General features: G+C 64.1%; 22 protein-coding genes and 3 tRNA genes. 8 read left to right on the forward strand and 17 right to left on the reverse strand.

Annotated features, from left to right (window positions below):
• Positions 1-103 precede the first annotated feature (103 nt).
• The 7 genes from ISS97_RS12610 to ISS97_RS12640 all read right to left on the reverse strand — a co-directional run bounded on the left by ISS97_RS12610 (position 104) and on the right by ISS97_RS12640 (position 5,619).
• Positions 104-176, reverse strand: a tRNA-Pro gene (locus tag ISS97_RS12610).
• A 2-nt stretch (positions 177-178) separates the two neighbouring features.
• Positions 179-251 (reverse strand) — tRNA-OTHER (locus ISS97_RS12615).
• Positions 252-888: 637 nt separating this feature from the next.
• The gene (locus ISS97_RS12620; protein WP_379983861.1) at positions 889-1,491 is read right to left on the reverse strand and encodes a response regulator transcription factor; all 603 of its coding nucleotides are present in this window, start codon (positions 1,489-1,491) and stop codon (positions 889-891) included.
• On the reverse strand, positions 1,488-2,645 hold the full coding sequence (locus ISS97_RS12625; protein ID WP_379983862.1) for a sensor histidine kinase: 1,158 nt from the start codon (positions 2,643-2,645) through the stop codon (positions 1,488-1,490). Before ISS97_RS12625 ends, ISS97_RS12620 begins: the two co-directional genes overlap by 4 nt.
• On the reverse strand, positions 2,645-3,859 hold the full coding sequence (locus ISS97_RS12630; protein WP_379983863.1) for a sensor histidine kinase: 1,215 nt from the start codon (positions 3,857-3,859) through the stop codon (positions 2,645-2,647). The genes ISS97_RS12625 and ISS97_RS12630 overlap by 1 nt, the downstream gene beginning before the upstream one ends.
• A 39-nt stretch (positions 3,860-3,898) precedes the next feature.
• Complete coding sequence (locus ISS97_RS12635) at positions 3,899-4,693, reverse strand: ABC transporter permease (protein ID WP_379983864.1); 795 nt, start codon at positions 4,691-4,693, stop codon at positions 3,899-3,901.
• Positions 4,693-5,619, reverse strand: coding sequence for an ABC transporter ATP-binding protein (locus ISS97_RS12640; protein ID WP_379983865.1), 927 nt, complete (start codon positions 5,617-5,619; stop codon positions 4,693-4,695). The genes ISS97_RS12635 and ISS97_RS12640 overlap by 1 nt, the downstream gene beginning before the upstream one ends.
• 289 nt (positions 5,620-5,908) lie before the next feature.
• Here ISS97_RS12640 and ISS97_RS12645 point away from each other — a divergent pair, with 289 nt between their 5' ends.
• The 5 genes from ISS97_RS12645 (at position 5,909) to ISS97_RS12665 (ending at position 14,146) form a co-directional block, all read left to right on the forward strand.
• The gene (locus ISS97_RS12645) at positions 5,909-7,405 is read left to right on the forward strand and encodes an aminotransferase class III-fold pyridoxal phosphate-dependent enzyme (protein WP_379983866.1); all 1,497 of its coding nucleotides are present in this window, start codon (positions 5,909-5,911) and stop codon (positions 7,403-7,405) included.
• Positions 7,406-7,564: 159 nt separating this feature from the next.
• Positions 7,565-7,918: a PsiF family protein gene (locus ISS97_RS12650; protein ID WP_379983867.1), complete on the forward strand. Its 354-nt coding sequence runs from the start codon at positions 7,565-7,567 to the stop codon at positions 7,916-7,918.
• 539 nt (positions 7,919-8,457) lie between these two features.
• A complete protein-coding gene (upp, locus tag ISS97_RS12655) occupies positions 8,458-9,099 on the forward strand; it encodes a uracil phosphoribosyltransferase (RefSeq protein ID WP_379983868.1) in 642 nt (213 codons plus the stop codon).
• A 182-nt stretch (positions 9,100-9,281) separates the two neighbouring features.
• Positions 9,282-12,095: a lamin tail domain-containing protein gene (locus ISS97_RS12660; protein WP_379983869.1), complete on the forward strand. Its 2,814-nt coding sequence runs from the start codon at positions 9,282-9,284 to the stop codon at positions 12,093-12,095.
• Positions 12,096-12,346: 251 nt separating this feature from the next.
• Positions 12,347-14,146 carry an EAL domain-containing protein gene (locus tag ISS97_RS12665; protein WP_379983870.1) on the forward strand — a complete coding sequence of 600 codons (1,800 nt, stop codon included), beginning with the start codon at positions 12,347-12,349 and terminating at the stop codon, positions 14,144-14,146.
• A gap of 18 nt (positions 14,147-14,164) precedes the next feature.
• Here the strand turns inward: ISS97_RS12665 and pip are convergent, their stop codons facing one another.
• Both pip and ISS97_RS12675 read right to left on the reverse strand, forming a co-directional pair.
• Positions 14,165-15,121, reverse strand: a complete 957-nt coding sequence (gene pip / locus ISS97_RS12670; protein WP_379983871.1) for a prolyl aminopeptidase — start codon at positions 15,119-15,121, stop codon at positions 14,165-14,167.
• A gap of 88 nt (positions 15,122-15,209) precedes the next feature.
• Complete coding sequence (locus ISS97_RS12675; RefSeq protein ID WP_379983872.1) at positions 15,210-16,595, reverse strand: FAD-binding oxidoreductase; 1,386 nt, start codon at positions 16,593-16,595, stop codon at positions 15,210-15,212.
• A 100-nt stretch (positions 16,596-16,695) separates the two neighbouring features.
• Between ISS97_RS12675 and serA the strand changes: the two genes are divergently transcribed.
• The 3 genes from serA to ISS97_RS12690 all read left to right on the forward strand — a co-directional run bounded on the left by serA (position 16,696) and on the right by ISS97_RS12690 (position 19,362).
• Positions 16,696-17,928 (forward strand): phosphoglycerate dehydrogenase, encoded by a 1,233-nt coding sequence (serA, locus tag ISS97_RS12680; protein ID WP_379983873.1) that lies wholly within the window; start codon positions 16,696-16,698, stop codon positions 17,926-17,928.
• A 242-nt stretch (positions 17,929-18,170) separates the two neighbouring features.
• A complete protein-coding gene (locus ISS97_RS12685; protein ID WP_379983875.1) occupies positions 18,171-19,037 on the forward strand; it encodes an NAD(P)H-quinone oxidoreductase in 867 nt (288 codons plus the stop codon).
• 13 nt (positions 19,038-19,050) lie between these two features.
• Positions 19,051-19,362, forward strand: a complete 312-nt coding sequence (locus tag ISS97_RS12690) for a UBP-type zinc finger domain-containing protein (protein WP_379983876.1) — start codon at positions 19,051-19,053, stop codon at positions 19,360-19,362.
• Positions 19,363-19,422: 60 nt separating this feature from the next.
• Here ISS97_RS12690 and ISS97_RS12695 read toward each other — a convergent pair.
• From ISS97_RS12695 to infC, 8 genes are all read right to left on the reverse strand, one after another.
• A tRNA-Pro gene (locus ISS97_RS12695) sits at positions 19,423-19,499 on the reverse strand.
• Between the two features lie 64 nt (positions 19,500-19,563).
• Complete coding sequence (locus ISS97_RS12700) at positions 19,564-19,920, reverse strand: MerR family transcriptional regulator (RefSeq protein ID WP_379983877.1); 357 nt, start codon at positions 19,918-19,920, stop codon at positions 19,564-19,566.
• Positions 19,901-20,200, reverse strand: a complete 300-nt coding sequence (gene ihfA / locus ISS97_RS12705; RefSeq protein ID WP_026635111.1) for an integration host factor subunit alpha — start codon at positions 20,198-20,200, stop codon at positions 19,901-19,903. The genes ISS97_RS12700 and ihfA overlap by 20 nt, the downstream gene beginning before the upstream one ends.
• A gap of 1 nt (position 20,201) precedes the next feature.
• Entirely contained in the window at positions 20,202-22,580 is a 2,379-nt protein-coding gene (pheT, locus tag ISS97_RS12710; protein ID WP_379983879.1) for a phenylalanine--tRNA ligase subunit beta, read from the reverse strand.
• Between the two features lie 22 nt (positions 22,581-22,602).
• Positions 22,603-23,598, reverse strand: a complete 996-nt coding sequence (pheS, locus tag ISS97_RS12715; protein ID WP_379983880.1) for a phenylalanine--tRNA ligase subunit alpha — start codon at positions 23,596-23,598, stop codon at positions 22,603-22,605.
• A 109-nt stretch (positions 23,599-23,707) separates the two neighbouring features.
• Entirely contained in the window at positions 23,708-24,067 is a 360-nt protein-coding gene (gene rplT / locus ISS97_RS12720; RefSeq protein ID WP_379983881.1) for a 50S ribosomal protein L20, read from the reverse strand.
• A gap of 16 nt (positions 24,068-24,083) precedes the next feature.
• A complete protein-coding gene (gene rpmI, locus ISS97_RS12725) occupies positions 24,084-24,281 on the reverse strand; it encodes a 50S ribosomal protein L35 (RefSeq protein ID WP_019467379.1) in 198 nt (65 codons plus the stop codon).
• Between the two features lie 245 nt (positions 24,282-24,526).
• Positions 24,527-25,054 carry a translation initiation factor IF-3 gene (gene infC, locus ISS97_RS12730; protein ID WP_379984052.1) on the reverse strand — a complete coding sequence of 176 codons (528 nt, stop codon included), beginning with the start codon at positions 25,052-25,054 and terminating at the stop codon, positions 24,527-24,529.
• Between the last annotated feature and the right edge of the window lie 17 nt (positions 25,055-25,071).

The following is a 25,071-nucleotide window of genomic DNA, read 5'->3' on the forward strand; positions in this document are numbered from 1 at the left end:
TGCTTTGTCCAACTGCCGCCTTCCATGACGAACATATCGGACGCCGCACAGGGCGCTTCCTGGGAGGGAACTTTCGTTCCCGGGTCATGACGTTGACAGGTCATGGTTTGGAGCGGGAATCGAACCCGCGACACTCGGTATCCAGCACCGATGCTCTACCCGACTGAGCTATCCAATGTACGACGTACCGGATTCGAACCGGCGACCTCCGGCGATGAAGCCGGCGCTCTTCCAGGCTGAGCTAACGTCGTCGCGCAACACCCTCGTACGAACCTCGGCATACGCTGCGGCAGCGCCGCGCGCACCGGACGGGCTTTGGAACCCGCACCGCTGAAATCCGTCGTTGGATGCTGCGTATTGCCGGCTGTCGCCAACCGGCAATGCGTGTGGGCGCAAACGCCCGAATGCGTGATGAGTACGTTGATCCGCACCGCCCGCGCCGAAGCATTAGGAGCCTGCTCATGCGCCGGTTGCAGCACGCCCCTGCCTCAGCCACTCCATGTAGCCGGATGCTTCAGGGCGGAAGAGAACTTCCGATCGTCGAACTCAGCATCGTGTTTCGATGCATGGTCATCCCTTGCGAACGCCAGAAACAAAATGCCCCCGGGTGTGGCGACCCGAGGGCATTCGCGTTGCCTCGGGAGATCGGGGTGACCGATCTCCGCAGGCGGGATCAGTCGATCAGAAGAAAACCTTTGCCGTGCATGCACCGTTCGTCGCACAGGCGCGGCAATGCATCGCGACTAATGCGCGACAGCAAGGCTGCATTGTGGAGAACGTGCGACATGATCTTTTCCATAGTGAAATCGCCGGCAATGGCGAAGGCCGCGAACATTACGTGATGGCGATTATCGAAGCAAGCGATTTTTTAACGACTACGAATAATTCCTACAACCAACCTTTTTGTCGCGCAAGTCGATAAGCCTCGATGCGATTGGCCGCACCTAATTTACCGATCGCCTCGGAAAGATAATTACGCACCGTGCCATGCGAGAGATTCAATTGCGTGGCGATATCGCTCGCCGACTGGCCCTCGCCGGCCAGGCGCAGCACCTGACGTTCGCGATCGTTCAAAGGATCCGCTTCCGACCATGCCTCGAGAGCGAGCTGCGGATCGATCGCGCGGCCGCCGCGATGAACCATGCGCAGCGCTTCGGCAAGATTTTCTGCAGGGGCATCCTTGAGCAAATAGCCCGACACACCGGCATCCAGCGCGCGGCGCAGAAAACCAGGGCGCGCAAAAGTCGTCACGATGATCACCTTCATCGGCAATTCGTGGCGCTGAATGCGTTGCGCCAATTCCAGACCGGTGAGGCCAGGCATCTCGATATCGGTCACCAGTACGTCCGGTTTGAGCCGCTGCAATTCGCGCCATGCCGCCTCGCCGTCCGCGGCGGTGCCGAGCACTTCGATGTCCGATTCAAGGTTGAGCAGCGCGGATAGCGCGCCGCGCACCATCGCCTGATCTTCGGCCAGCAATACACGGATCATGCGACGCTCCTTGGTGGTTCCACAGCGGTGGCGGCAGCAGCCTGCGACAAAGGCACCCGAACCTGCAGCCGCGTGCCGTGCCTGGCTGGCGAATCGATCTCCAGCACACCACCCAGCGCGCGCACGCGCTCACGCATGCCGCTGACACCATTGCCATGCGCGGCGAGACCGCCGCAACCGTTGTCGCTGATCTGCATATCAAACCTGTCTGGCTCTACAAGAAAACGCACGCTCGCTGACGTGGCATGAGCGTGGCGGTGGATATTGGTGACGGCTTCGCGCAGGACCAGGGCAAGCTGCGCCTCGATGACCGGCGGCAGACTGACCTCAGCCGGCAGCTCCCCCTCGAAGATCATGCCGGACGCTTCCAGCATCAGCCGCGCGGAAATCAGTTCAGCAGCCAGATCGCTGCGCCGCATGCCGGTGACCGCCGCGCGCACTTCAGCCAGCGCGTGCCGCGCAACCTTTTCCACTTCATCCATTTCGCGCTGCGCACGTGCCGGATCTTCCAGTGCAAGGCGGCGCGCCAGTTCGGACTTGATCGCTACCAACGACAGCGTGTGTCCGAGCAGGTCATGCAAGTCGCGACCGATGCGCTCGCGCTCGGCCAGGGTGGCAAGGCGGCGCACTTCGCCCTGCGACAGGCGCAGCTCCGCATCCTTGCGCAGGTTGCGGATGTACAGGAAATTGCTCGAGCCGCCGAGAATGCCGGCGAACAGCACCACCAGCATGATCCACAGCGGTGCGTGCAGCCACAGCACCACAGGCAGTGACAACAACGCCAGGGCAAAGACGCCGACGATCCATACGCGCATCGACGATGTCACCGACAGCGCCGCTCCGGCGCATATCAAGTAACCGAACGCAACGCTGTTGACCGGCCACAAGGCAAAGCCAAGCAACGCCATGCCGCCGATGTACCAGGGCAACCGGCGCATCGGGCCGATATAGACCTGCGCCTGCAGATACAGGTACACCGGCATGGTGAGCACGGTCGGCAGAAACCACGACCAGGCAAAACCCTGCGCACCCAGCGGCACCGCGATCAGCATCACCACCCACAGCGCCTGGCCGAAGGCGGAGCGCAGCAGGAACATCGGCGAACGCAACTGGCCGATGAGTGAGTCGGGACGCGGGGTAAGCCAGGCGTACATCAGACGGCGTGGGGCGTGTCGATGGCGGCGATCGCGTCCTGCGTTTCGCCGTTGCGTGGTTCCGCACGCGCCGCCTGCGGCATGGCATGCGGCAAGGGCACCGTCACCAGCAAGGTCGTACCCTTGCCACGGGCCGAATCGATACTGAGGTTGCCCCCGATGGCGCGCACGCGCTCGCGCATGCCGCACAGGCCGTTGCCGTCCTGCACGATCCCGCCGCGGCCATCGTCGGTGATGCGCAGCTGCAGCACGTGCCCATCGCGCTGGAACTCGATGCGCGCACGGCTGGCCTGCGCGTGCCGCGCGATATTGGTGGCCGCCTCGCGCAACACCAGTGACAGGCAGCGCTCGATATCCAGCGGCATGCCCCGTGGCGGCGCGGCGTAATCCAGGTGAACAGCCGACGACTCCAGCAGCAGGCGCGCCGAGGCCAGTTCGGCGGCGAGATCGGTAGCGCGGATGCCGGTCACCGCCGAGCGCACTTCCGCAAGAGCGTGACGCGCCACTTTTTCCGCTTCCGCCACTTCACGCCGCGCGGCTTCGGCATCGCGATCGAACAGCTTGCGTGAAAGCTCCAGCTTGAGCGTGATCAGCGACAGCGTGTGCCCCAGCAAGTCGTGCAGATCGCGGCCGATACGTTCGCGCTCTGCCGTGGCAGCTAGGCGGCGTACTTCTTCCTGCGACAGCTTGAGCGCCGCATCCTTTTCGTGCTCGATGCGTTCGACGTGGCTGACGGTGCCGATGATCAGCGTCATGCATGGCACCGCCAACAACACCTGCCAGGGATACCCCACCGCCGAAGCCACCAGCACGAATAGCGCATTGAGTCCCATCAGCCATAGCAACAACAGCGAGACGCGACGCGAATTGGACAGGCTGCAGGAAACGCAGCCGTAGATGAAATAGGTGACCCCACTCGGGTACCACGGCAACAGCGCAATGCTCAGACCCGCCAGGCCAAGCGCATAACGTGGCGCCGTACGGCGCGGCGCCAGCATCACCTTGGCGAACAGCAGTAGGAATAGCGGGTAGGACGCCAGGGTGATCAACAGCCAGCGCAAGGTGAAACCGTCACCAAACGCCGGCGTGATGAATACCCATGCCGACCACAGCAGATGCACCGCCTCTGCCCAAGGCGACTTACCCTGCCGCCGGATCGCGGCAACGCGCGAATCCGGCGCTGGAACGAGCCATGCGTGAAGCCAGCCGAGCATCGCCATCACCATCCCCTAAGAACCCGTTCGCATGCTACTTCAACCGAACCGGCGCAGGCGGCGCGCCGCCAGCATCACGAAGCCCACGGTGTAGACCAGCAGGGTCACCACATGCGGCCAGAACGCGCCCTGCTCCAGCCCCACCGCGGACAGTGCCAGCTGATTGAGGTGATAACTCGGCCATACCGGCGCCAGTTGCTGGACCAGCTTCGGCATCATGCTCAAGGGGAACCAGAGGCCGGAAAGAAACGCCATCGGCAGATAGATCAGGTTGACCACGCTAGGCGCGCCTTGCCCTTTGATGAGGGTGCCCAGCAGCAGACCCATCGCACAGAACGGCAGTACGCCGAACAGGTCAGTAACAAACAGCGAGAGCATTTGCGTCAACGTGAGCGGCACATGCGCCAGCAGGGTTGCCATCAACAGCAGCAACACCGAAACCGTCGCAGCCACCAGCATCGCCATGGACATCTTGCCGAGCAGATAGGCCCCCGGCGGCATTGGCAACGCACGCTTGAGCATCATCAGACCGTTGTCGCGCTCCATCGACAGCGCCAGGCCGAAACCGAACAAGCCCGGCGCCATCACACCAAAGGTGCCGTACGCGGCCAGCAGATAACGCGGTGCATCGGCGCCGTTGGCGCGACCAAGCACGATACCGAACATCAGGTAGAACACCGTGGGCAGCATCACTGTCGGTATCAGGAAGCCCGGGCTGCGCAGATAGCGGAGGCATTCGGCGCGCGCTTCTTCCAGATAGGCGCCGATCACGCGGCGTAACGGCATGCTGGCGTCGGCATGCGTGGTGGGCAGGGTCGAGATCACGGCGTTCATCAGGCGGCCTCGCGTTGTGGATCGGCCGATGCATCGGCCTCACGGGTGAGTTCAGTGAAGGCTTCGGCCAGACCGGCGCGCTGCACTTCCAGTTCGCTGAGTTGCGCGTCGGCATCCAGCAGGCGCCGCACCAGCGCTTCCGCGCTATCGGTGGACAGCCACAGACGCTCGCCTTCGCGACGCGCCTCCGCTACTTCCGGCCAGGCGGAAACCGCAGCGGGGTCGAGCCGAGTGATGCAACGCACACGCTTCAAGGCCACGCGTGCGCGCAACTGATCAACCGTGCCTTCGCTGATGATCTTGCCGCGCGCCATCACGCAGACGCGATCGGCGAGTACCTCGGCTTCTTCCAGGTAGTGCGTGGTCAGCACCACGCTGCATCCTTCGGCGATCAGATGGCGGATCGCCGCCCACAGCTTCTGCCGCGCCTCGATATCCATACCCACGGTGGGCTCGTCGAGAAACAGCAGTTCCGGCCGACCGCAGAGCGCCAGCGCGAATTGCACGCGGCGCTGCTGTCCACCGGAAAGCTTGGCGTAGGGTCGCCGCAGCAGATCGGTAACACCGGCCAGCGCGGCGCTTTCCTGCACGCTGCGCGGTGCCGGGTAGTAGCTCGCGGTCAGGCGGATCAGCTCACCGACGCGCAGCGTGGGCGGCAGCGTGGCCGACTGCAACATCACGCCGATGCGGCGGCGCGCCACGATCTGTTGCGGATCCTGGCCGAACAATTCGACCTGCCCCGCATCCGCACGCACCAAGCCAAGCAGCAAGCTTATGGCAGTGCTTTTGCCCGCACCGTTCGGACCCAGCAGCGCGAGCAATTCGCCGCGATGCAACATCAAATCGAGTCCATCGACGGCCGTGAGCGCACCGTAACGTTTTACGACAGATGCCAGACGTGCAACCGGTATCGCAGTGGTATTCATAGCTCTCCCTCCGTGGATGGAATGCTAGGCAGCACAAGGCCTGGCAGGCAGTCGCCGACGTCAGCCAGCGCAGGTGACAGGCGTCATGCCGGGGGTTACGGCGCTGACAAAGGCACGTTATCCTCGACGAATCGTCGCTACGGTTTTTTATGCGACGCACCTGACTGGATGGACCAGACAGGCATGGAGAACACGGTTCGTTGATGTGTTCTCCCGAGCATTCATTTCGGTGTTGGCAGGCCGCGCCATTTCCCCATGGCACGCCTGCGTACTTTGAGGAGGAGCCATCATGGGTGTGATCGATCAGCTGCGCGAACTGCGCGAATTCGGCGGCGCGCCGCAGACCACCGGCCTGGACGACGCCATCATCGAGCGCTTCGCCGCGAGTCACCCCCAGTTGGCACAGGCCGTCAACGAAGCGGTGGCACAACATCGCGCGCTGCGCGCGGAGTTCGGTGATTTCCTCAAGCTCGACGAAGCCGAACAGTTGAAGCAGGCGCAAGCCGGCTTTGTGAATTTCTATCCCGACGACGGTATCAATCCGTACCTGCCGGCCGCCGCGCGCGGTCCGTGGATCGTCACGCTCAAGGGCGCGGTGATTCACGACAACGGCGGCTACGGCATGCTCGGCTTCGGCCACAACGACGAAGCGATCCGCGAAGCGATGAGCCGTCCGCAAGTGATGGCCAATGTGATGACGCCGAACCTGTCGCAGATGCGCCTCGCCAAGGCGCTGGATCGCGAACTCGGCCGCAACCGCGGCGGCAATCCCTATGCGCGCTATCTGTGCCTCAACTCGGGTTCGGAATCGGTGTCGCTGGCCTGCCGCATCGCCGACGTCAATGCCAAGCTGATGACCGAAGCCGGCGCGCGCTACGCCAACCGCACCATCAAGCGTCTCGCGGTGAAAGGCGCGTTCCATGGCCGCACCGAGAAACCGGCGCTGTATTCGGATTCCACGCGCAAGACCTACCAGCAGCATCTCGCCAGCTATCGCCACGAAGACACGCTGATCACGGTATCGCCGTACGACGTCGCGCAGCTCGAAGCCGCCTTCGCCGACGCCGACAAGCACGGCTGGTTTATCGAAGCCATGTTCCTCGAGCCGGTGATGGGCGAAGGCGACCCCGGCCGCGCGTTGACGCCGGAGTTCTACAAGTCCGCGCGTGCGCTCACCGAGTCGCACGGTTCGCTGCTGCTGGTCGATTCGATCCAGGCCGGCCTGCGCGCGCATGGCGTGCTTTCGATCACCGACTATCCCGGCTTCGAGCAGCTGCCGGCACCGGACATGGAAACCTTCTCCAAGGCGCTCAACGCCGGCCAGTATCCGCTGTCGGTGCTGGCGGTCAGCGAGCGCACCGCCGGTCTGTACCGCAAGGGCATCTACGGCAACACCATGACCGCCAACCCGCGCGCACTCGACGTCGCGCTGGCTACGCTGGACCAGCTCACCGATGCGGTGCGCGGCAACATCCGTGAGCGCGGCAAGGAATTCGTCGACAAGCTCAACCTGCTGAAGAACGAACTGGGCGGCCTGATCACCAAGGTGCAGGGCACCGGCCTGCTGTTCTCCTGCGAGCTGTCGCCCGACTTCAAGTGCTACGGCGCCGGCTCCACCGAGGAATACATGCGTGAACGCGGCGTGGGCGTGATCCATGGCGGCGTCAATTCGCTGCGCTTCACCCCCCACTTCAACGTCACCAGCGCCGAGGTCGACCTGGTGGTCGCCGCGGTGCGCCAGGCACTGCTGCAGGGTCCGCGCAAGGTCAGCGCCGAGGCGGCCTGAGGCCGGCGGCTTCCCTCATGCTGCGGCGGCGCTGAACGCCAGCCCGTCGCAGCATGAATCGAAAGTGCACGAAACCTGCCCTCCCCCTCTAGCCAAAGCCGCGCACCGGCATAGACTTGCGACGCCGGCGCTCGCCGGTCATCCAGGAGGGTCTCCGCCATGTCTTTGCGTTTCAGCTTGATCGCCGCCAGCGCCGTACTGGCCTTTGCCGCAACGTCCGCGTTCGCTTCGCCGCAGGCTGCCAGCACCACGGCCGCCGCTCCGGCCAAGAAGGAACTCAGCTCGTCGCAGCAGCACATGTCCGACTGCAGCAAGCAGGCCAAGGGCAAGAAGGGTGACGAGTTCAAGTCCGCCGTCAGCGCCTGCATGAAGGGCGAACCCGCCGCCGCACCGACGGCCAAGCAGACGCAGCAGGAAAAGATGAAGAGCTGTAACGTCGACGCCAAGGCCAAGGCCTTGAAGGGCGACGCCCGCAAGTCCTTCATGAAGGACTGCCTCAGCAACCATCCGTAATCGCTCTATCAGCTACGAGCTGCCGCGAGGCGTCGTTCCCAGGAACGACGCCTCGCGCGTTTTGGGCAGGAGCAAAAGCGAAAGCACTACGACGCAGAAAAACGTCCTCCCAACGCCTGACACTGGAAAAGGCGCAGCTACAAAGCACGCCGCCTGCTCTCAGGCCATTTCTCTTTGGTTACTTTCTCTTGACTCCGGGCATCCATGCCCTCCGCCCTTCGGGCCAGCTGCGCTGTTCGCACCCGCTCCTGCGGGTGCGTGGGCCAGCAAAGAGAAAGTGACCCGGACCGCGGCAGCGGTTCGGAAGCCCGCGGCAGGCGAGCCCGGTCGCGACAGCGCGACAATCGAAGCGCTTCACTACTGGATGACCAGCTTCGCTGTTGTGAAGCGCCTCCGGCCTTCGCCGAAATGACGATGTAGGAGAGTGCGTCGCGAGATCGGATCCACTTCCCAAGGGATGACGAAAGAGAAGCAGCGTCGCGAGCATCCCCACCCCCTCCTGCGCCACAATCGGAAAATCCAGCCCCGCAGGAACCCCCATGAAGATCGTCGAAGTCCGCCACCCCCTGATCCAGCACAAGCTCGGCCTGATGCGCCGCGCCGGCATCAGCACCAAGGAATTCCGCGAACTCGCTTCCGAAGTCGCCGCGCTGCTCACCTATGAGGCCACCAAGGATCTGGAAACGGTGGAGCAGCACATCGACGGCTGGGCCGGTCCGCTGACGGTGCATCAGATCAAGGGCAAGAAGATCACCATCGTGCCGATCCTGCGCGCGGGCCTGGGCATGCTGCCCGGCGTGCTGGATCTGATTCCCGCCGCCAAGGTCAGCGTGGTCGGCCTGCAGCGCGACGAGGAAACGCTCCAGCCGATCGCCTACTACGAGAAGCTCACCGGCCGCATGGACGAGCGCATCGCGCTGATCGTCGACCCGATGCTGGCGACGGCAGGCACCCTGGTCGCCACCGTGGACATGCTCAAGGCGGCGGGCTGCAAGCGCATCAAGGGGCTGTTCCTGGTCGCCGCACCGGAGGGCCTGAAGCGGATCGAGGCGGCGCACCCGGATGTCGAGATCTACACCGCCGCCATCGACCAGCGCCTCAACGAGCACGGCTACATCCTCCCGGGCCTGGGCGACGCCGGCGACAAGATCTTCGGCACCAAGCAACTACCAGCAGGCTGACTAGCTCCCCTGTAGGAGCCCACCCTGTGGGCGACCGGGAGGCTGACATCCTCGCAACACCTTTCGCGCACAGAGTGCGCTCCTACCCTCCAGGCTGAGAATCCTTTCTCAGAACTGTCGTAAAATCTTGCTAGCCTCGCCCGCTGGAGGATCCGTCCGGATCCCATGAGGGAGTGGGAAAGATGGAAGCAACGTTTGCACGGCGCGCCCTATGGGCGGCGCTGCTAGGTGTCGTTTCGATCACGTCGGCGCAGGCCGCCGACCTCAGCATCAGCCAGTTCCGCGTGCGCGGCCCGGCGGGCGGCAACGATGAGTTCGTCGAACTGTTCAACGGCGGCAGCGCCGCGCTCGACGTCTCCGGCTTCAAGTTCAATGCCTCCAACAACAGCGGCACCACCGGCACCCGCCTGACGTTTCCGGCGGGCACCTCGATCGCCCCGGGTTGCCATCTGCTGCTGACTAACGGCGCGAGCGGCGGCTACTCCGGCAGCGTCGCCGGCGATCTCAAGTACAGCACGGGCGTGACCGATGACGGCGGCCTCGCCATCCTCGACACCAGCGGCCAGTTGGTGGACCAGGTCGGTCTCTCTGCCGGCTCGGCTTACAAGGCCGGCACGCCGCTGACTTCGCTGGGCTCCACCAATGCGGACAAGAGCTACGGCCGCCAGACCAATGGCGCCGGCCTGCCGCAGAACACCGGCGACAACCAGGCGGACTTCGTGGTGGTGACGCCCACCGCACCGCATAACGCCAGCAGCCGCTGCGCGGTGATGAACCTGGCCCTGTCGATCGCCGATACCAGCGTGACCGTGCATGGCGCCGGCAACCTGACCATGCCGTTCGCCGTCACGCTCAACCAGCCCGCGCCCGCGGGCGGCGTCAGCGTGCACGTGGCTACGCAGGACGACAGCGCCACCGTCGCCAACGGCGACTACGACGCCGTCGACACCACGCTGACCATTGCCGAAGGACAGACCCAGGCAAGCTTCAATGTGGTCGTGCATGGCCGCACCACCGGTGCGCCTGACAAGGCTTTCCTGGTCAAGCTGAGCCAGCCCAGCGGCGGTGTTTCGCTGGCCCGTGACAGTGCGATCGGCGCGATCCTGTACGACATTCCGGTCGCCGCGGAGATCTGGGAAATCCAGGGCCGCGAACAGACCTCGCCGCTTGTCGGCAAGTCGGTGAAGACCAGCGGCAATATCGTGACCGCGGTGGGCCCTGCCGGCTTCACCATGCAGACGCCGGACACCCGTGCCGACGCCGACCCGCTCACCTCCAACGGCATCTACGTGTTCACCGCCAGCAAACCGACCGTGGCTATCGGCGATGTGGTGGACGTGGATGCCACGGTCGACAACTACTACCACCTGACCGAGCTGAAGAACGCCAAGGTCAATGTCACTTCGCACGGCACTGCACTGCCGGCGCCGGTGGTGTTCGACCGCAAGACGCCCTCTTCCGATCCCGACAAGCTCTCCTGCGGCGCCACCAACTTCCAGTGCTTCGTGGGCATGCGCGTGGTGATCGAGCACGGCATGATCAACACCGGCAACAAGCGCTTCAGCACGCAGCCGTTCGCCGAAGTGAGCATCACCGCCAACGGCAAACGCTCGCTGCGCCAGCCTGGCGTACGCTACGGCGTGGCGGTGCCGGACGGCGTCGATCTGCCCAACTGGAGCGGCAACCCGGAAGTGTTCAAGATGAACACCGCCGATTTCGGTGCAGTGCCGGTGAATACCCCGTACGTCGCTGGCACCACCTTCCGCGCGGAAGGCGTGATCTCCTATGACTTCGGTGCGTACACCTTCATCCCCACCTCGATCACGGTGAAGCACGCCGCGCCGATGCCGCGCGCGGTCACGCCGACGCCGGAGCGCGCGCTGCGTATCGGCGCGTTCAATACCGAGCGTTTCTGCGATAGCGAGTTCAACACCACCTTCACCTGCAGCGGCAACAGCAAGGAGCCGACGCCGGCCGAAGTGGCGCTGAAGACGCAGCGCCTGTCCGCCTACATCGGCGGCGTGCTGAAGCTGCCGGACGTGCTGTCGGTGGAAGAAGTGAAGAGCCTCACCGTGCTGCAGGGTCTGGCCAAGCAGCTCGGCGACGACTACCCGGCGAAGTACGAGGCCTACCTGGTACCGGGCCACGATCCGAGCGGCATCAACGTGGGTTTCCTGGTGCGCAGTGACCGTGTGCGTGTGTTGTCGGTGCAGCAACTTGCCGCGGACGAAACCTGGAATGACAACGGCAACACTGCCTTCATCCACGATCATCCGCCGCTGCTGCTGACGGCCGAAGTGCGCGGCATGCGCTTCCAGGTGATCTCGGTGCATCCGAAAGCACGCACCAATGTCGACAAGAACGACGCCAGCGCCACGCGCGACCGCCAGAAGCGCTTCGAGCAGTCCACGTCGCTGGCGCGCCAGGTGCAGAGCCTGCAGACCCGCTTCCCATCGCAGCCGCTGCTGGTGGTCGGCGATTTCAACGCCTATCAGTTCAGCGATGGCTGGGTCGACGTGGTCGGCATGATCTCGGGCAAGTACAAGGACAGCGAGAACCTGCTCAAGCTTGGCCGCAATATCGTGCAGCCCGCACTGTGGAATGCGGTGGAGTCGGTGCCGGAGAACGATCGCTATTCGTTCCTGTTCACTGAGAAGTTTGGCGAGATTCAGGGCTACACCAAGGCCGGCACCGGCAACTCCGGCCGCGAAGTGCCGACAGTGCAGGTGCTCGATCATGCGCTGCTGAACCGCGCCGCCGCGCGCCGCTTCATCCAGATGCAGTACGGCCGCGCGGATATCGATGCCCCGGTGCAGACCGAGATGGATGCCGCCAATGCGCCGGACGGGACCAAGGCCATCGGTGCTTCCGACCATGATGGTCTGGTAGTCGACCTGTTCGCGCCGGCAATGTTCGACCCGCATGGCGATCACGATCATGGCCACGGCCATGACGATCGCGACAACGGGCATGGCAAGGAACAGCACGGCCACTGAGGCTTCAGCATCTCGGCCTAGTAACCCCCGCCTGTCGCCAGGCGGGGGTTTTCGTTTCCGGTCCTGGCCGGAGTCATCCACCCGACACATTCGGGTGCGATCTTGCTGCACTGCACGCCTGTACCGGCGCTGCCGGCTATGGATGGCCACCTCGCTGTTTCAGTGTTCACCCCAATTGAGTAAGTGCGATGGGCCGACTTCGTCATGGTCCCCTCCACCCGGGCCGTACCCGCACGAGCCGTCCTGTCCTTATGCCTGTGCCGCCGCGCAAGGATTCACGTCACGACGTGCTGGAGCGCGCGCTGGTGCCTGGGAATCTGTTGCCGGTGTTCCAGCCGCTGATGCGGCTGGACACGCTTGAAGTGGTGGCCCATGAGGGCCTGAGCCGCTGCGCCTTCGCGCCGGACACGGTCAGCATGCTCGACCTGCTCGATATCGCCCGCGCCGAAGGACGTCTGGCCGATCTGGAGTTGCACGCCGCACGCACCATCAGTACCGCATTCACCGCATCGGCGGCCAGCGGCCGCCTGCTGGTGAATCTGAGCGCGCGCGCCATCCTGCAGGACCTGATACGCCCGGACGATGTGCTGGCCGCGCTGGTCGCTGGCGGCCTCGATCCGGCCCGCGTCACCATCGAAGTCACCGAACGCGATGTGGTGGCGAACCCGGTGCTGCTTGCCGACGCGCTCGGTTACCTGCGCGCGCATGGCATGCGCATCGCTCTGGATGATTTCGGCAACGGCCATTCCAACTTCGAGATGTGGAACGAGATCCACCCGGATATCGTCAAGATCGACCGCTACCTCATCAACGGCCTCTCGCGCAGCGCCGAACGCCTGGCGATCGTGCGCGCCCTGTGTCAGGTCGCGGAGACGCTGGGTACCGACCTGGTCGGCGAAGGCGTGGAAGATCCAGCAGACCTGCGCCTGATCCGCGAGCTAGGTATCCCCTACGCACAGGGTTTCCTGATCGGCTATCCGGCGAACGCACCGGTGGCGGAACCGCGCGACGAAGCGCGCCAGGCGCTGCTGACGCCTTCTGTCCCGGTGCATCCGCGCCCGCGTGGCCCGGTGACGCAGCGGCCTACCCAGGTCGGGCATCTGGCGATGGACGCACCCTCAGTCGACCCGCGGCAGAGCAACGATGAAGTGATGGCTCTGTTCGTCGACTATCCCGAACTGCATGCGGTGGCGGTAGTGCAGGACGGACGCCCGATCGGCCTGATCAACCGGCGCCTGGTCAACGAACGCATGGCGCAACCTTTCGCACGCGAACTGCTGGCGCGCAAATCCTGCACGGCGCTGATGAATCACGCGCCGCTGGTATGCGACGAGCAGCGCAGTCTTGAGAGTCTCGCCGATGTGCTGCGCGGTGAAGACCAACGCTATCTGAGCGACGGCTTCATCGTTACCAGCGGTGGCCGCTATCGCGGGCTGGGTACCGGCGAGTCCCTGGTGCGCCGGGTCAGCGAGCTGCGCATCGACGCGGCGCGTCACGCCAACCCGCTTACCTTCCTGCCGGGAAACATTCCCACCACCGAACACCTCGCACGCCTGCTGGGCGGTAGCGAAGCATTTGCGGTCGCGCATGTCGATCTCACCGACTTCAAGCCCTTCAACGACCGCTACGGCTATTTCCGCGGCGACGAAATGATCCGCCTGCTATCCGGCGTGCTGAGCGAGCATGTCGACCCGGCGCTGGACTTTATCGGCCATATCGGCGGCGACGACTTCGTCGTGCTGTTCCAGAGCGAGGACTGGGTGGCGCGCTGCCAGCGCATCATTGAGAGCTTCAACGCGCGCGCGGGAGCGTTGTTCGATCCGATCGACCGTGCACGTGGCGGACTGCGCGGCAAGGATCGCCGCGGCGAGCCGCAGTTCTTTCCGTTCACCACCGTGGTGATCGGCGCCGTCCAGGTGCTGCCGCCGCTGCCGCAACGCGCCGAATCCATCGCTACGTTGGCGGCCCGTGCGAAACGCCATGCCAAGCGCGCCAACGTGGGCTTGCATGTGTTCTCGCGCTCGGTGGCATCGCTGGCGCAGCCGGTCTGACCGCGCCAGCAACCTCAGTCAACCGCGGAAGCGATCCGTCGCTTCCACCAGTTCGGCGGTGATGCCGGGTTCCAGTGCCGAGTGGCCGGCGTCCGGCACGATGCGCAGGTCGGCCTCCGGCCAGGCGCGATGCAGGTCCCATGCGCTGCGCATCGGGCACACCACGTCGTAGCGGCCCTGCACGATCACCGCGGGAATCTTGCGGATGCGCTCCACGTTACGCAGCAACTGATCGTCGTGCTCGAAGAAGCCGCCATGCACGAAGTAGTGGCATTCGATGCGCGCAAAGGCCAGGGCAAACTCGTCCTCACCACTGGAAGCGATGTGATCCGGGTCCGGATACAGATAACTGGTGGCGCCTTCCCACACCGACCATGCACGCGCTGCTTCCACGCGCACCCTGGCATCGCTACTGGTCAGGCGGCGGTAGTAGGCGCTCATCAGATCGCCGCGCTCGACCTCGGGGATCACGCTGAGATAGGTTTCCCACGCATCCGGGTACAGCGCGTCACAGCCCTTCTGATAGAACCATTCGAGCTCCCAGCGCCGCAGCATGAAGATGCCGCGCAGCACCAGCTCGGTGACCTTGTCCGGATGCGTCTGCGCATAGGCCAGCGCCAGCGTCGAACCCCACGAACCGCCAAATACCTGCCAGCGGTCGATACCCAGGTGCTCACGCAAGCGCTCGATGTCGCTGACCAGATGCCAGGTGGTGTTGTCGGTCAGTTCCGCATGCGGCGTGGACCTGCCGCAGCCACGCTGGTCGAACAGCACGATGCGGTACACCTTCGGATCGAAGAAGCGGCGATACTTCGGATTGGTGCCGCCGCCGGGACCGCCATGCAGGAACACCACCGGCTTGCCGTGGGGATTGCCGCTCTGTTCGTAGTACAGCGTATGCAGGTCGGAGACCTTGAGCATGCCGCTGTCGAACGGCTCGATCTCGGGGTAAAGCGTGCGGCGGTCCTGGGCCATGGGGCGGCTCCTCAAGCAGCGATCAGAGCTGAAAAGGCTAGCATGCCGACGGCGCCACTTGCCCCTGTCGCCCTTTAGCGGGAAGCCATCAGAACACCTTGCCGGGATTCAACAGCCCCTTGGGATCGAACACCTGCTTCACCCCGCGCATCAGCGCGATTTCCGCCTCGCTGCGCGTGCTGCCGAGGTAAGCCTTCTTCACCAGACCAATGCCATGCTCCGCCGAGATGCTGCCGCCGTGGCGCTGCAACGTGTCGGCCAACAACTTCGTGACGTGCTCGCATTGCGCGATGAAATCGGCGTCGCTCAATCCCTCTGGCTTCAGCACATTGATGTGCAGGTTGCCGTCGCCGATATGGCCGAACCACACCACCTCGGCCTGCGGGTATTCGCGGCCCAGCAGCGCCTGAATCTCCTGGAGGAATACTGGCAGCGCGCTGATGCGCAGCGAGATGTCGTTCTTGTAAGGGCGATGCGGCGCCAGGCTTTCGGTGATGCCTTCGCGCAGGCGCCACAGTGCGGCAGCCTGTGCTTCGCTCTGGGCGATCACGCCATCGCTGATCCAGCCTTGTTCCGCGCCATGCTCGAATACGGCCAGCGCGGCATCCTCGTCGGCATCGAATTCGGTAACGACGTAGTAGGAATGCTCACCGTCGATGGCCCGCTGCGCACCGTGCGCCAGCACATGCTTGAGTGCAACATCGGTGAAGAACTCGAACGCCTGCAGATTCAACTTGACGCGGAACAGCGCAAACACCTGCATCAGCGCGGCCATATCCGGCAATGCGAGGAGCATCACCTGCGAAGCCGGCGGCGGCTCGGTCAGCTTCAGGGTGGCTTCCACCACCACACCGAGCGTGCCTTCGGAACCGATCATCAATTGGCGCAGGTCGTAACCGCTGGAGTTCTTGATCAAGCCGCGGTTGAGGTCCAGCCGTTCGCCGTTGCCAGCAACCACCGTCAAGCCGGCGATCCACTCGCGCGTATTACCGTAGCGGATCACACGAATGCCACCGGCATTGGTGGCGATATTGCCGCCGATGGAACAGGAGCCGCGCGCGGCGAAGTCGACCGGATAGATCAGCCCGTGCGCACGCGCCGCGTCATGCACCGCCTGCAGGCTGATGCCGGCTTGCACGGTGAGTGTGCGATCGACCGCGTCGAAGCCGAGCACGCGGTTCATCCGCTCCAGACTCAGCACCAGCTCCCCATTGGCTGCCACGGCACCGCCCGACAGACCGGTGCGCCCGCCCGAAGGCACCACGTAGATCCGGTGCTCATTGGCCCAACACACGATGGCCTGCACCTCCTCCACGCTGGCCGGCAACGCCACGGCCAGTGGTGCCGGCATCCAGCGCCGGGTCCAGTCGCGGCCGTAGTGCTCCAGGTCGGAAGGCTCGGTAAGCAGGCGCAGCGCCGGCAGGCGGCCGGCGAGATCGGCCAGGACGGGATGGGCCAGGGATGTAGCGGTCATAGCGGCTCCAGGGACGTCCGCCCAGCCTGCCAGCCGCAGGCGTTGCGGTCCAGTGCTGCGGTGCCGCATAGTGCCGCTTTGCGAACTCTGCCCGGCACTCATGAAAACCTCGTATCCGAAAGAAGACATCAAGGTCCTGCTGTTGGAAGGCGTCAGCCAGAGTGCAGTGGAAAGCTTCCGCCGCGCTGGCTACAGCCAGATCGAATTTCACGAGAAGTCGCTGCCGGAAGCGGAACTCAAGGCGCGCATCGCCGAGGCCCATATCGTGGGTATCCGCTCGCGCAGCCACCTCACCAAGGACATTTTGGAAAACGCGCGCCGCCTGATCGCGGTGGGCTGCTTTTGCATCGGCACCAATCAGGTGGATCTGGAAGCGGCACGCGCGCTTGGCGTTCCTGTGTTCAACGCGCCCTACTCCAACACCCGCAGCGTGGCCGAGCTGGTGATCGCCGAGGCGATCATGCTGTTGCGCGGCATTCCGCAGAAGAACGCGCTATGCCATCGCGGCGGTTGGACCAAGTCGGCTGCGGGCAGCTTTGAGACACGCGACAAGGTGCTGGGCATCGTCGGCTACGGTCATATCGGCACGCAGATCGGCGTGCTGGCCGAGGCGCTGGGCATGCGGGTGATTTTCCATGACGTGGAGACCAAGCTGTCGCTGGGCAATGCCCGCGCCGCCAGCAGCCTGGACGATCTGCTGGAACGCGCCGATGTGGTGACCCTGCATGTGCCGGAAACGCCCGCGACCAAGCTGATGATCGGCGCGACCGAGCTGGCCAAGATGCGCAAAGGTTCGTTGCTGATCAACGCTTCGCGCGGCACGGTGGTGGATATCGATGCACTCGCCGCGGCCCTGCGCAGCGAGCATCTGGCCGGCGCGGCGGTGGACGTGTTTCCGGTGGAGCCCAAGGGCAATGACGATGCCTTCGTGTCGCCGCTGGTCGGCATGGACAACGTCATCCTTACCCCGCATATCGGCGGCAGCACACTGGAGGCGCAGGACAACATCGGTATCGAAGTGGCGAGCAAGCTGGTGCGCTACAGCGACAACGGCTCCACCCTGTCAGCGGTGAACTTCCCCGAAGTGACCTTGCCCGAGCATCCGAACAGCCGCCGACTGCTGCATATCCATCGCAACGTGCCGGGTGTGCTGTCGCGCATCAACGAGCTGTTCTCGGCGGGCAATATCAACATTGACGCTCAGTTCCTGCAGACCGATCCGCAGGTGGGTTACGTGGTGATCGATGTCTCCGCGGATGAAGCGCAGGCGGCCATCCTCAAGGACAAGCTCGCTGCCATTCCGGGCACGTTGCGCAGTCGCGTGCTGTACTGACGGCGCACCGGCTGGCGGGCACACACGCGTCCTTCACTGGCAGGCGGCGTAACGTGATGTTCCCGTCGGCGACGTCGCCGGCATCGACAGCAGTCGCATCATGGGCACAGTGGCGTTACCGGAACGGATGACGGAGATCGAGATCACCGTACCGGGTGGTCCCGACGTGCTCCAGCCGCGTACCGTGCCCACGCCCTCGCCTGGGCAAGGCGAATTGCCTGGTACGCGTCGAGGCGGCCGGCGTGAATCGGCCCGATGTCATTCAGCGATTGGGTAACTACCCCATGCCGCCCGGCGCGCATCCCACACCCGGGCTGGAGATAGCTGGCGAAGTCGTCGCCATCGGCGAAGGCGTTACCGGCTTTGCGCTGGGCGACATGGTGTGCGGCCTCACCAATGGCGGCGGCTACGCCGAGTATTGCGCGCTCCCCGCGGGCCAGACCCTGCCACGGCCGCGCGGACTGACGTCGGTGCAGGCTGCCGCGATACCGGAAACCTTCTTCACCGTGTGGGCCAACCTGTTCCGCATCGGGCAGGCCGCCAAGGGACAGCACGCGCTCATTCATGGCGGCACCAGCGGCATCGGCACCACGGCGCTGATGCTGTGTCGCGAATTTGGCATCCACGCATTCGCCACGGCCGGCAACGAGCGCAAGTGCGCGGCGATCCGTGAGCTGGGCGCGGAAGCCATCAACTACCGCGAAGAACACTTCGCCCTCGCCGTGCTCAACAAAACCGACGGCCACGGCGTCGATGTGATTCTCGACATCATGGGTGGTGCTTATTTCGAACGGAATCTGGCGGCGCTGGCACGCGACGGCAAGCTGGTGGTGATCGGATTTCTGGGCGGCACAGTGGCCGAGCAGGTCGATCTGCAAATGCTGGCGCTCAAGCGCGCGACCGTCACCGGCTCCACCATGCGGGCACGCACACCGGCCGAGAAAGCCGAGATCGCGAGAGACCTTTACCGTCATGTGTGGCCGGTGCTTGAAGCGGGACGCTGCCTACCTATGATCTATCGCGTGTTTCCGCTCGCACAGGCGGCAGAGGCCCATCGCTTGATGGAGACCGGCGAGCATGTGGGTAAGATCGTGCTGGAAGTCAGCTAGCGGAGGCGATGCCTTGAACACCTCATGCACCCATCTGGACGGGATCCGCGACGTCACCCCGAGCGCCGCCGGCTGTGAGGAATGCCTCAAGACCGGCAGCCCCTGGGTTCATCTGCGCATTTGCCGCACCTGCGGCCACGTGGGTTGCTGCGACAGCTCGCCCAACAAACATGCCACCAAGCATTACCACGCGACCAGTCACCCCATCATCGAAGGCTACGATCCACCGGAAGGTTGGGGGTGGTGCTATGTCGATGAGTTGTTCTTCGATCTGACCGATCGCAAGACGCCGCATCCGGGACCGATTCCGCGTTTTGTGCCGTAGCGAAAATCGGGCACAAAAAAACGGCGCCATGGAGGCGCCGTTTTCAATGAGTCACCGCATTGGTCGGGGCGGCCGGATTCGAACCGACGACCCTTTGCCCCCCAGGCAAATGCGCTACCAGGCTGCGCTACGCCCCGACGATACGGCAAGTGGGCAAGTCTAGCAGTTCGCCAGACCTTGATGAAAGTTATTTGGGACGCTTCAGCGACGCAGCAGGCTCAGCACTTCTTCCAGTTCCATGCGCACCTGGCGCACGATCTGGTGGGACATGCTGGCCTCCATGCGAGCCTGCGGACCTTCCAGGCGGGCGCGCGCGCCGGTGATGGTAAAGCCCTCGTCATACAGCAGGCCGCGGATCTGGCGGATCATCAGCACGTCATGGCGCTGGTAGTAGCGGCGGTTGCCACGGCGCTTGACGGGATTGAGGGCGGGAAACTCCTGCTCCCAATAGCGCAGCACGTGCGGCTTCACGCCACACAGGTCGCTGACCTCACCGATGGTGAAGTAACGCTTGGCCGGAATGGCCGGGAGTTCGGTGTTATTCCCTTGGTCCAGCATAGCTCTCGACTCTCACCTTGAGTTTCTGCCCCGGACGGAACGTCACCACGCGGCGAGCCGAGATCGGGATCTCTTCACCGGTTTTCGGGTTGCGTCCCGGGCGCTGGTTCTTCTGACGCAGGTCGAAGTTGCCGAAACCCGACAGCTTCACCTGCTCGCCCTTTTCCAATGCCTCGCGGACGACCTCGAAATAGGCGTCCACGAATTCCTTAGCCTCTCGCTTGTTGAGGCCCACCTCGAGAAAGAGGCGCTCGGCCATCTCCGCCTTGGTCAGCGCCATGTCATCCTCGCAATCTTGCCTTGCATGCTGTCTCCAACGCAGCTACTGCTTCACGTACGCAGCGATCCGCGTCGTCGTCAGTAAGCGTGCGTGAAGCGTCCTGCAAAATCAAGCCCATAGCGAGACTCTTTCGGCCTGTCTCGACCCCTTTGCCGCTGTAGCGGTCGAACAGGCGCAGCTCCTTGAGCTGGTCTCCCAGGGCCCCACGGACCGATTGTTCAATCTGTGACCACTGCACCTCTTCCGGCAGGTCCACGGCGATGTCGCGGCGCACCGAAGGGAAGCGCGGGACCGGCTGAGCCTTGGGCAGGAGGCGGGCCAGCAGCGGCTCCAAGGCCAGTTCCACCACATGCACGTCCGGCCCCAGGTCCAGCGCCTTGGCCAGCTGCGGATGCAGGGCACCGAGGTAGCCCACCGTCTGGCCGTCCCGCGCGATGCGGGCGCCGCGTCCAGGATGCAGCCAGCCCGGCAGGCCATCGGCATGCATCGACCAGCGCTGCGGCTCGCCGCCCCACGCGATTACGGCATCCAGGTCGCCCTTGAGATCGTAGAAGTCGAGCGGGCGCGCGGCCTCACCCCATTGCTCGGCCTGCGCCGAACCGCTGGCGACGATGGCCAGGCTCGGGGTTTCCAGCGGCGGGTCGCCGGCGGCGAAAACACGCGCCACTTCAAACAGGCGGACGCGCTCCTGCTGGCGGGCACGGTTGTGGCGAAGCGCCTCAACCAGACCCGGCAACAACGAGGGACGCATGACCGCCAGATCGGCAGAGAGCGGATTGGCCAGCGGCACCAGGCGCTCGGTGAAACCCCAGCGGGTCAACAACTCGGCCGCCAGGAACGACAGGTTGACGGCTTCGTAGTAACCACGCGCGGCCAGCTGCTCGCGCAGGGCGAGTTCGTTGATGCGTGCTTCCGGCTCGACGGCCAGGGTCAGCGCACCAGCCGGCGTGTGCGTGGGAATGTTGTCGTAGCCAAAGATGCGTGCCACCTCTTCGACAAGATCTTCTTCGCGCTCGATATCAAAGCGGCTGCTGGGCGCGGTGATGCTCCAGCCGTCCGCAATGGACTCGGTGCGCATACCGAGCGCGGTGAAGATGCGCGCGACCTCAGCGTCGGCGACGTCCACGCCAAGCACGCGTTTGAGGCGCGCACGACGCAAGGTCACCGTTGCCGGCTTCGGCAGATCGGCCGGATTTTCCGCGACCAGCACCGGACCAGCCTTGCCGCCGGCGATGGACAGCAGCAGTTCGGTGGCACGCTCCAGCGCACGGCGCGGCAGCTCCGGATCGACGCCGCGCTCGAAGCGATGCGAGGCATCCGTATGCATGCCCAGCTTGCGTGCGCGGCCCATGATTGCAGCCGGCGCGAAATGTGCGGCCTCGAGGAAGATGTTGTGGGTAGCGTCGGTGACGCGCGAATCGAAGCCGCCCATCACGCCCGCTACCGCCAGTGCTTTCTGCTCGTCGGCGATCAGCACAAAGCTGCTGTCGAGCTTGGCTTCCGAAGCATCGAGCAGCTTGAGGGTTTCGCCTTCGCGCGCATGGCGGACCACGATGTCGCCTTCGAGCTTGTCGTTGTCGAAGGCGTGCAGCGGCTGACCCAGTTCCAGCATCACGTAGTTGGTGATGTCGACCACAGCGCTGATAGGGCGCAGACCGGCGCGGCGCAGACGCTCAGCCAGCCACAGCGGCGTACGCGCCTGCGGATCGATGCCTTCGATGATGCGCCCCAGATAACGCGGCGCATCAGAGCCCGCTTCAAGGCGGATGCCACGACGCGCTTCGCCAGTGACGGGCGCGCCGCCCTGCGCTGGCACTTTCACCGCGCTGCCGAACAGAGCGGCCACGTCATGCGCGAGACCGACCAGGCCCAGGCAGTCCGGGCGATTCGGCGTGAGCTTCAGTTCGATACTGGCATCGGGCAGGCCGAGGTAATCGGCCAGCGGCTTGCCGACCGGCGCATCCAGCGGCAACTCCAGCAGGCCGGATGCGTCGGCATCGATGCCCAGCTCCTTGGCCGAGCACAACATACCGAACGACTCCACGCCGCGCAGCTTGGCCGCCTTGATGGCGATGCCACCCGGCAGGTTGGCGCCCACCGTCGCCAGCGGCACCTTGATGCCCACGCGCGCGTTCGGCGCACCGCAGACGATCTGCAGCGGCTCACCCTGCCCCACGCTCACCTTGCATACCTGCAGGCGATCGGCTTCCGGATGTTTTTCGGCGCCGACAATCTCAGCCACCACCACGCCTGCCAGGCCTTCGCCCAGCGGCGTGAGTTCTTCCACTTCCAGCCCGGCCATGGTCAGCGCATGGGCCAGTGCTGCCCGGTCAGCCTTGATCTCGACCAGTTCGCGCAGCCAGTTCTCAGAGAATTTCATGCTTGTCGATTCCTGGGTGCGATCAGGCGAACTGCTTGAGGAAGCGCAGGTCGTTCTCGAAGAACGCGCGCAGGTCGGACACGCCATAACGCAACATGGCAAAGCGCTCCACGCCAAGACCGAAAGCGAAGCCGGTATAGCGCTCAGGATCGATGCCGCAGTTCTTCAGCACATTCGGGTGCACCATGCCGCAGCCGAGCACTTCCAGCCAGCGCGCGGAGCCGTCTTCGGCATCCCAGCGAATATCCACCTCCGCCGAAGGCTCGGTGAAGGGGAAATAGCTCGGGCGGAAGCGCATTTCGAAATCGCGCTCGAAGAACGCGCGGATGAACTCGGCCAGCGTGCCTTTCAGATCGGCGAAGCTCGAGGTTTCGTCGACCAGCAGGCCTTCGATCTGATGGAACATCGGCGAGTGGGTCTGATCCGAATCGCTGCGGTAGACCTTGCCCGGCGCAATGATGCGGATCGGTGGCTGCCGACCCTGCATCGAGCGGATCTGCACCGGTGAGGTATGCGTGCGCAACAGACGCCCGTCACCAAAATAGAAGGTGTCATGCATGGCGCGCGCCGGATGGTGCGGCGGAAAATTCAGCGCCTCGAAGTTGTGCCAGTCGTCCTCGATCTCGGGGCCATCGGCACGCTGATAGCCGAGGCGCGCGAAGATCGCGCTGATGCGCTCAAGCGCCCGAGTGATCGGATGGATGCCACCACGCTCGCCATCGCGGCCAGGCAGCGTGATATCGAGTTTTTCGGATGCAAGGCGGCGATCCAGCTCGGCCTGTTCAAGCACCTGCTTGCGCGTGGTCAGGATCTCGGCGAGACGATCTTTTACGCGGTTGACCTCTGCGCCGCGCGCTTTGCGCTCGTCCGGCGCCAGCGCACCCAACGCCTTCAGCGCCGCGGTAACGATGCCGCTTTTCCCCAGCAGGCTGACGCGCAGCGCATCGAGCGCTTCGAGCGTATCGGCCTTGTCGATTTCAGCCTGTGCCTGTGCGGCCCGGCTTTCCAAGTCGTCCATCGATGCGATTCCGGTTTGGAAGTCCACAGAAACGAAAACGGGGAGGAGGCGTTTGGCCTCCTCCCCGCTTGATTCACATCATATCGTCAGTGCGCGGTGCGCCGGACGATCAAGCGGCCAGACTGGCCTTCGCCTTTTCTGCGATCGCGCCAAAAGCCTTGATGTCGTGCACGGCGATGTCTGCCAGCACCTTGCGGTCGACAGCGATGCCGGCCTTGGTCAGGCCATTGATCAGGCGGCTGTACGACAGGCCGAACTGACGGGCGGCAGCATTGATACGCACGATCCACAGGGCGCGGAACTGGCGCTTCTTCTGCTTGCGGCCGATATAGGCGTACTGACCAGCCTTGATGACGGCCTGGTTGGCAACGCGGAAGACTTTGCGACGGGCGTTGTAGTAACCCTTCGCGCGGCCGATGATTTTCTTGTGACGACGACGGGCGGTAACGCCACGCTTTACACGAGCCATGGTTTATCTCCTCGCCTTACAAGTACGGCAACATGCGTGCCACACCCTTGGTGTCGCATGCCTTGACGTGGTTGGTAGCGCGAAGATTGCGCTTACGCTTGGTCGACTTCTTGGTCAGGATGTGCGACTTGAAGGCGTGACCGGCCTTGAACTTGCCCGACGCGGTCTTGCGAAAACGCTTCGCGGCCGCCCGGTTGGTCTTGATCTTGGGCATGGAAATGCTCCGTATCTCGGTTTCTGACTGATCTGGCGGTGGCCCGAAGCCACGCTTTCCGTCCTGCCATGATCGGTTCACGACCCTTCCTGGCGGGTCGAACCGGCGATTATACGGAGGGACTGGCCGCAATGCCAGTCTTGGAGGGACTTGGCCGGAACGGAGAAACACGCTCCCGGGCTTAATAGGGCGCACAAACCAGCGCCCGCAAGAAAAAACGGCGACCCAGGGCCGCCGTTTATCCGTTACTGCTTTTTCTTGGGTCCGATCATCATGACCATCTGGCGGCCTTCCAGACGCGGGAAGGACTCGACCTGGCCATTCTCGCCCACGTCCTCCTGGATCTTCTTGGCCAGATTCTGGCCCAGATCCTGATGGGACATCTCACGACCACGGAAGCGGATGGTGACCTTGACCTTGTCGCCCTCTTCCAGGAAGCGAAGCATGTTGCGCAGCTTGATCTGGTAGTCGCCCACGTCCGTGACCGGACGGAACTTCACTTCCTTGATCTCGACCTGCTTTTGCTTCTTCTTGGCCGCCTGGGCCTTCTTCTGAGCTTCGAACTTGAACTTGCCGTAATCCATGATACGGCAGACCGGTGGGTCGCCGTTCGGCTGGATCTCGACCAGATCGAGCCCCGCTTCCTCGGCCGCACGCAGCGCCTCGTCACGGGTAAGAATGCCCAACTGCTCCATATCCGGCCCGATCACACGCACACGCGGTACGCGGATCTCATGGTTGCGGCGATTGCCCTTGTTGTCGGTGGTAGCGATACCACTATCCTCCAGAA

It is taken from the genome of Dyella koreensis, from assembly GCF_044904565.1.
GTDB lineage: Bacteria > Pseudomonadota > Gammaproteobacteria > Xanthomonadales > Rhodanobacteraceae > Dyella_D > Dyella_D koreensis.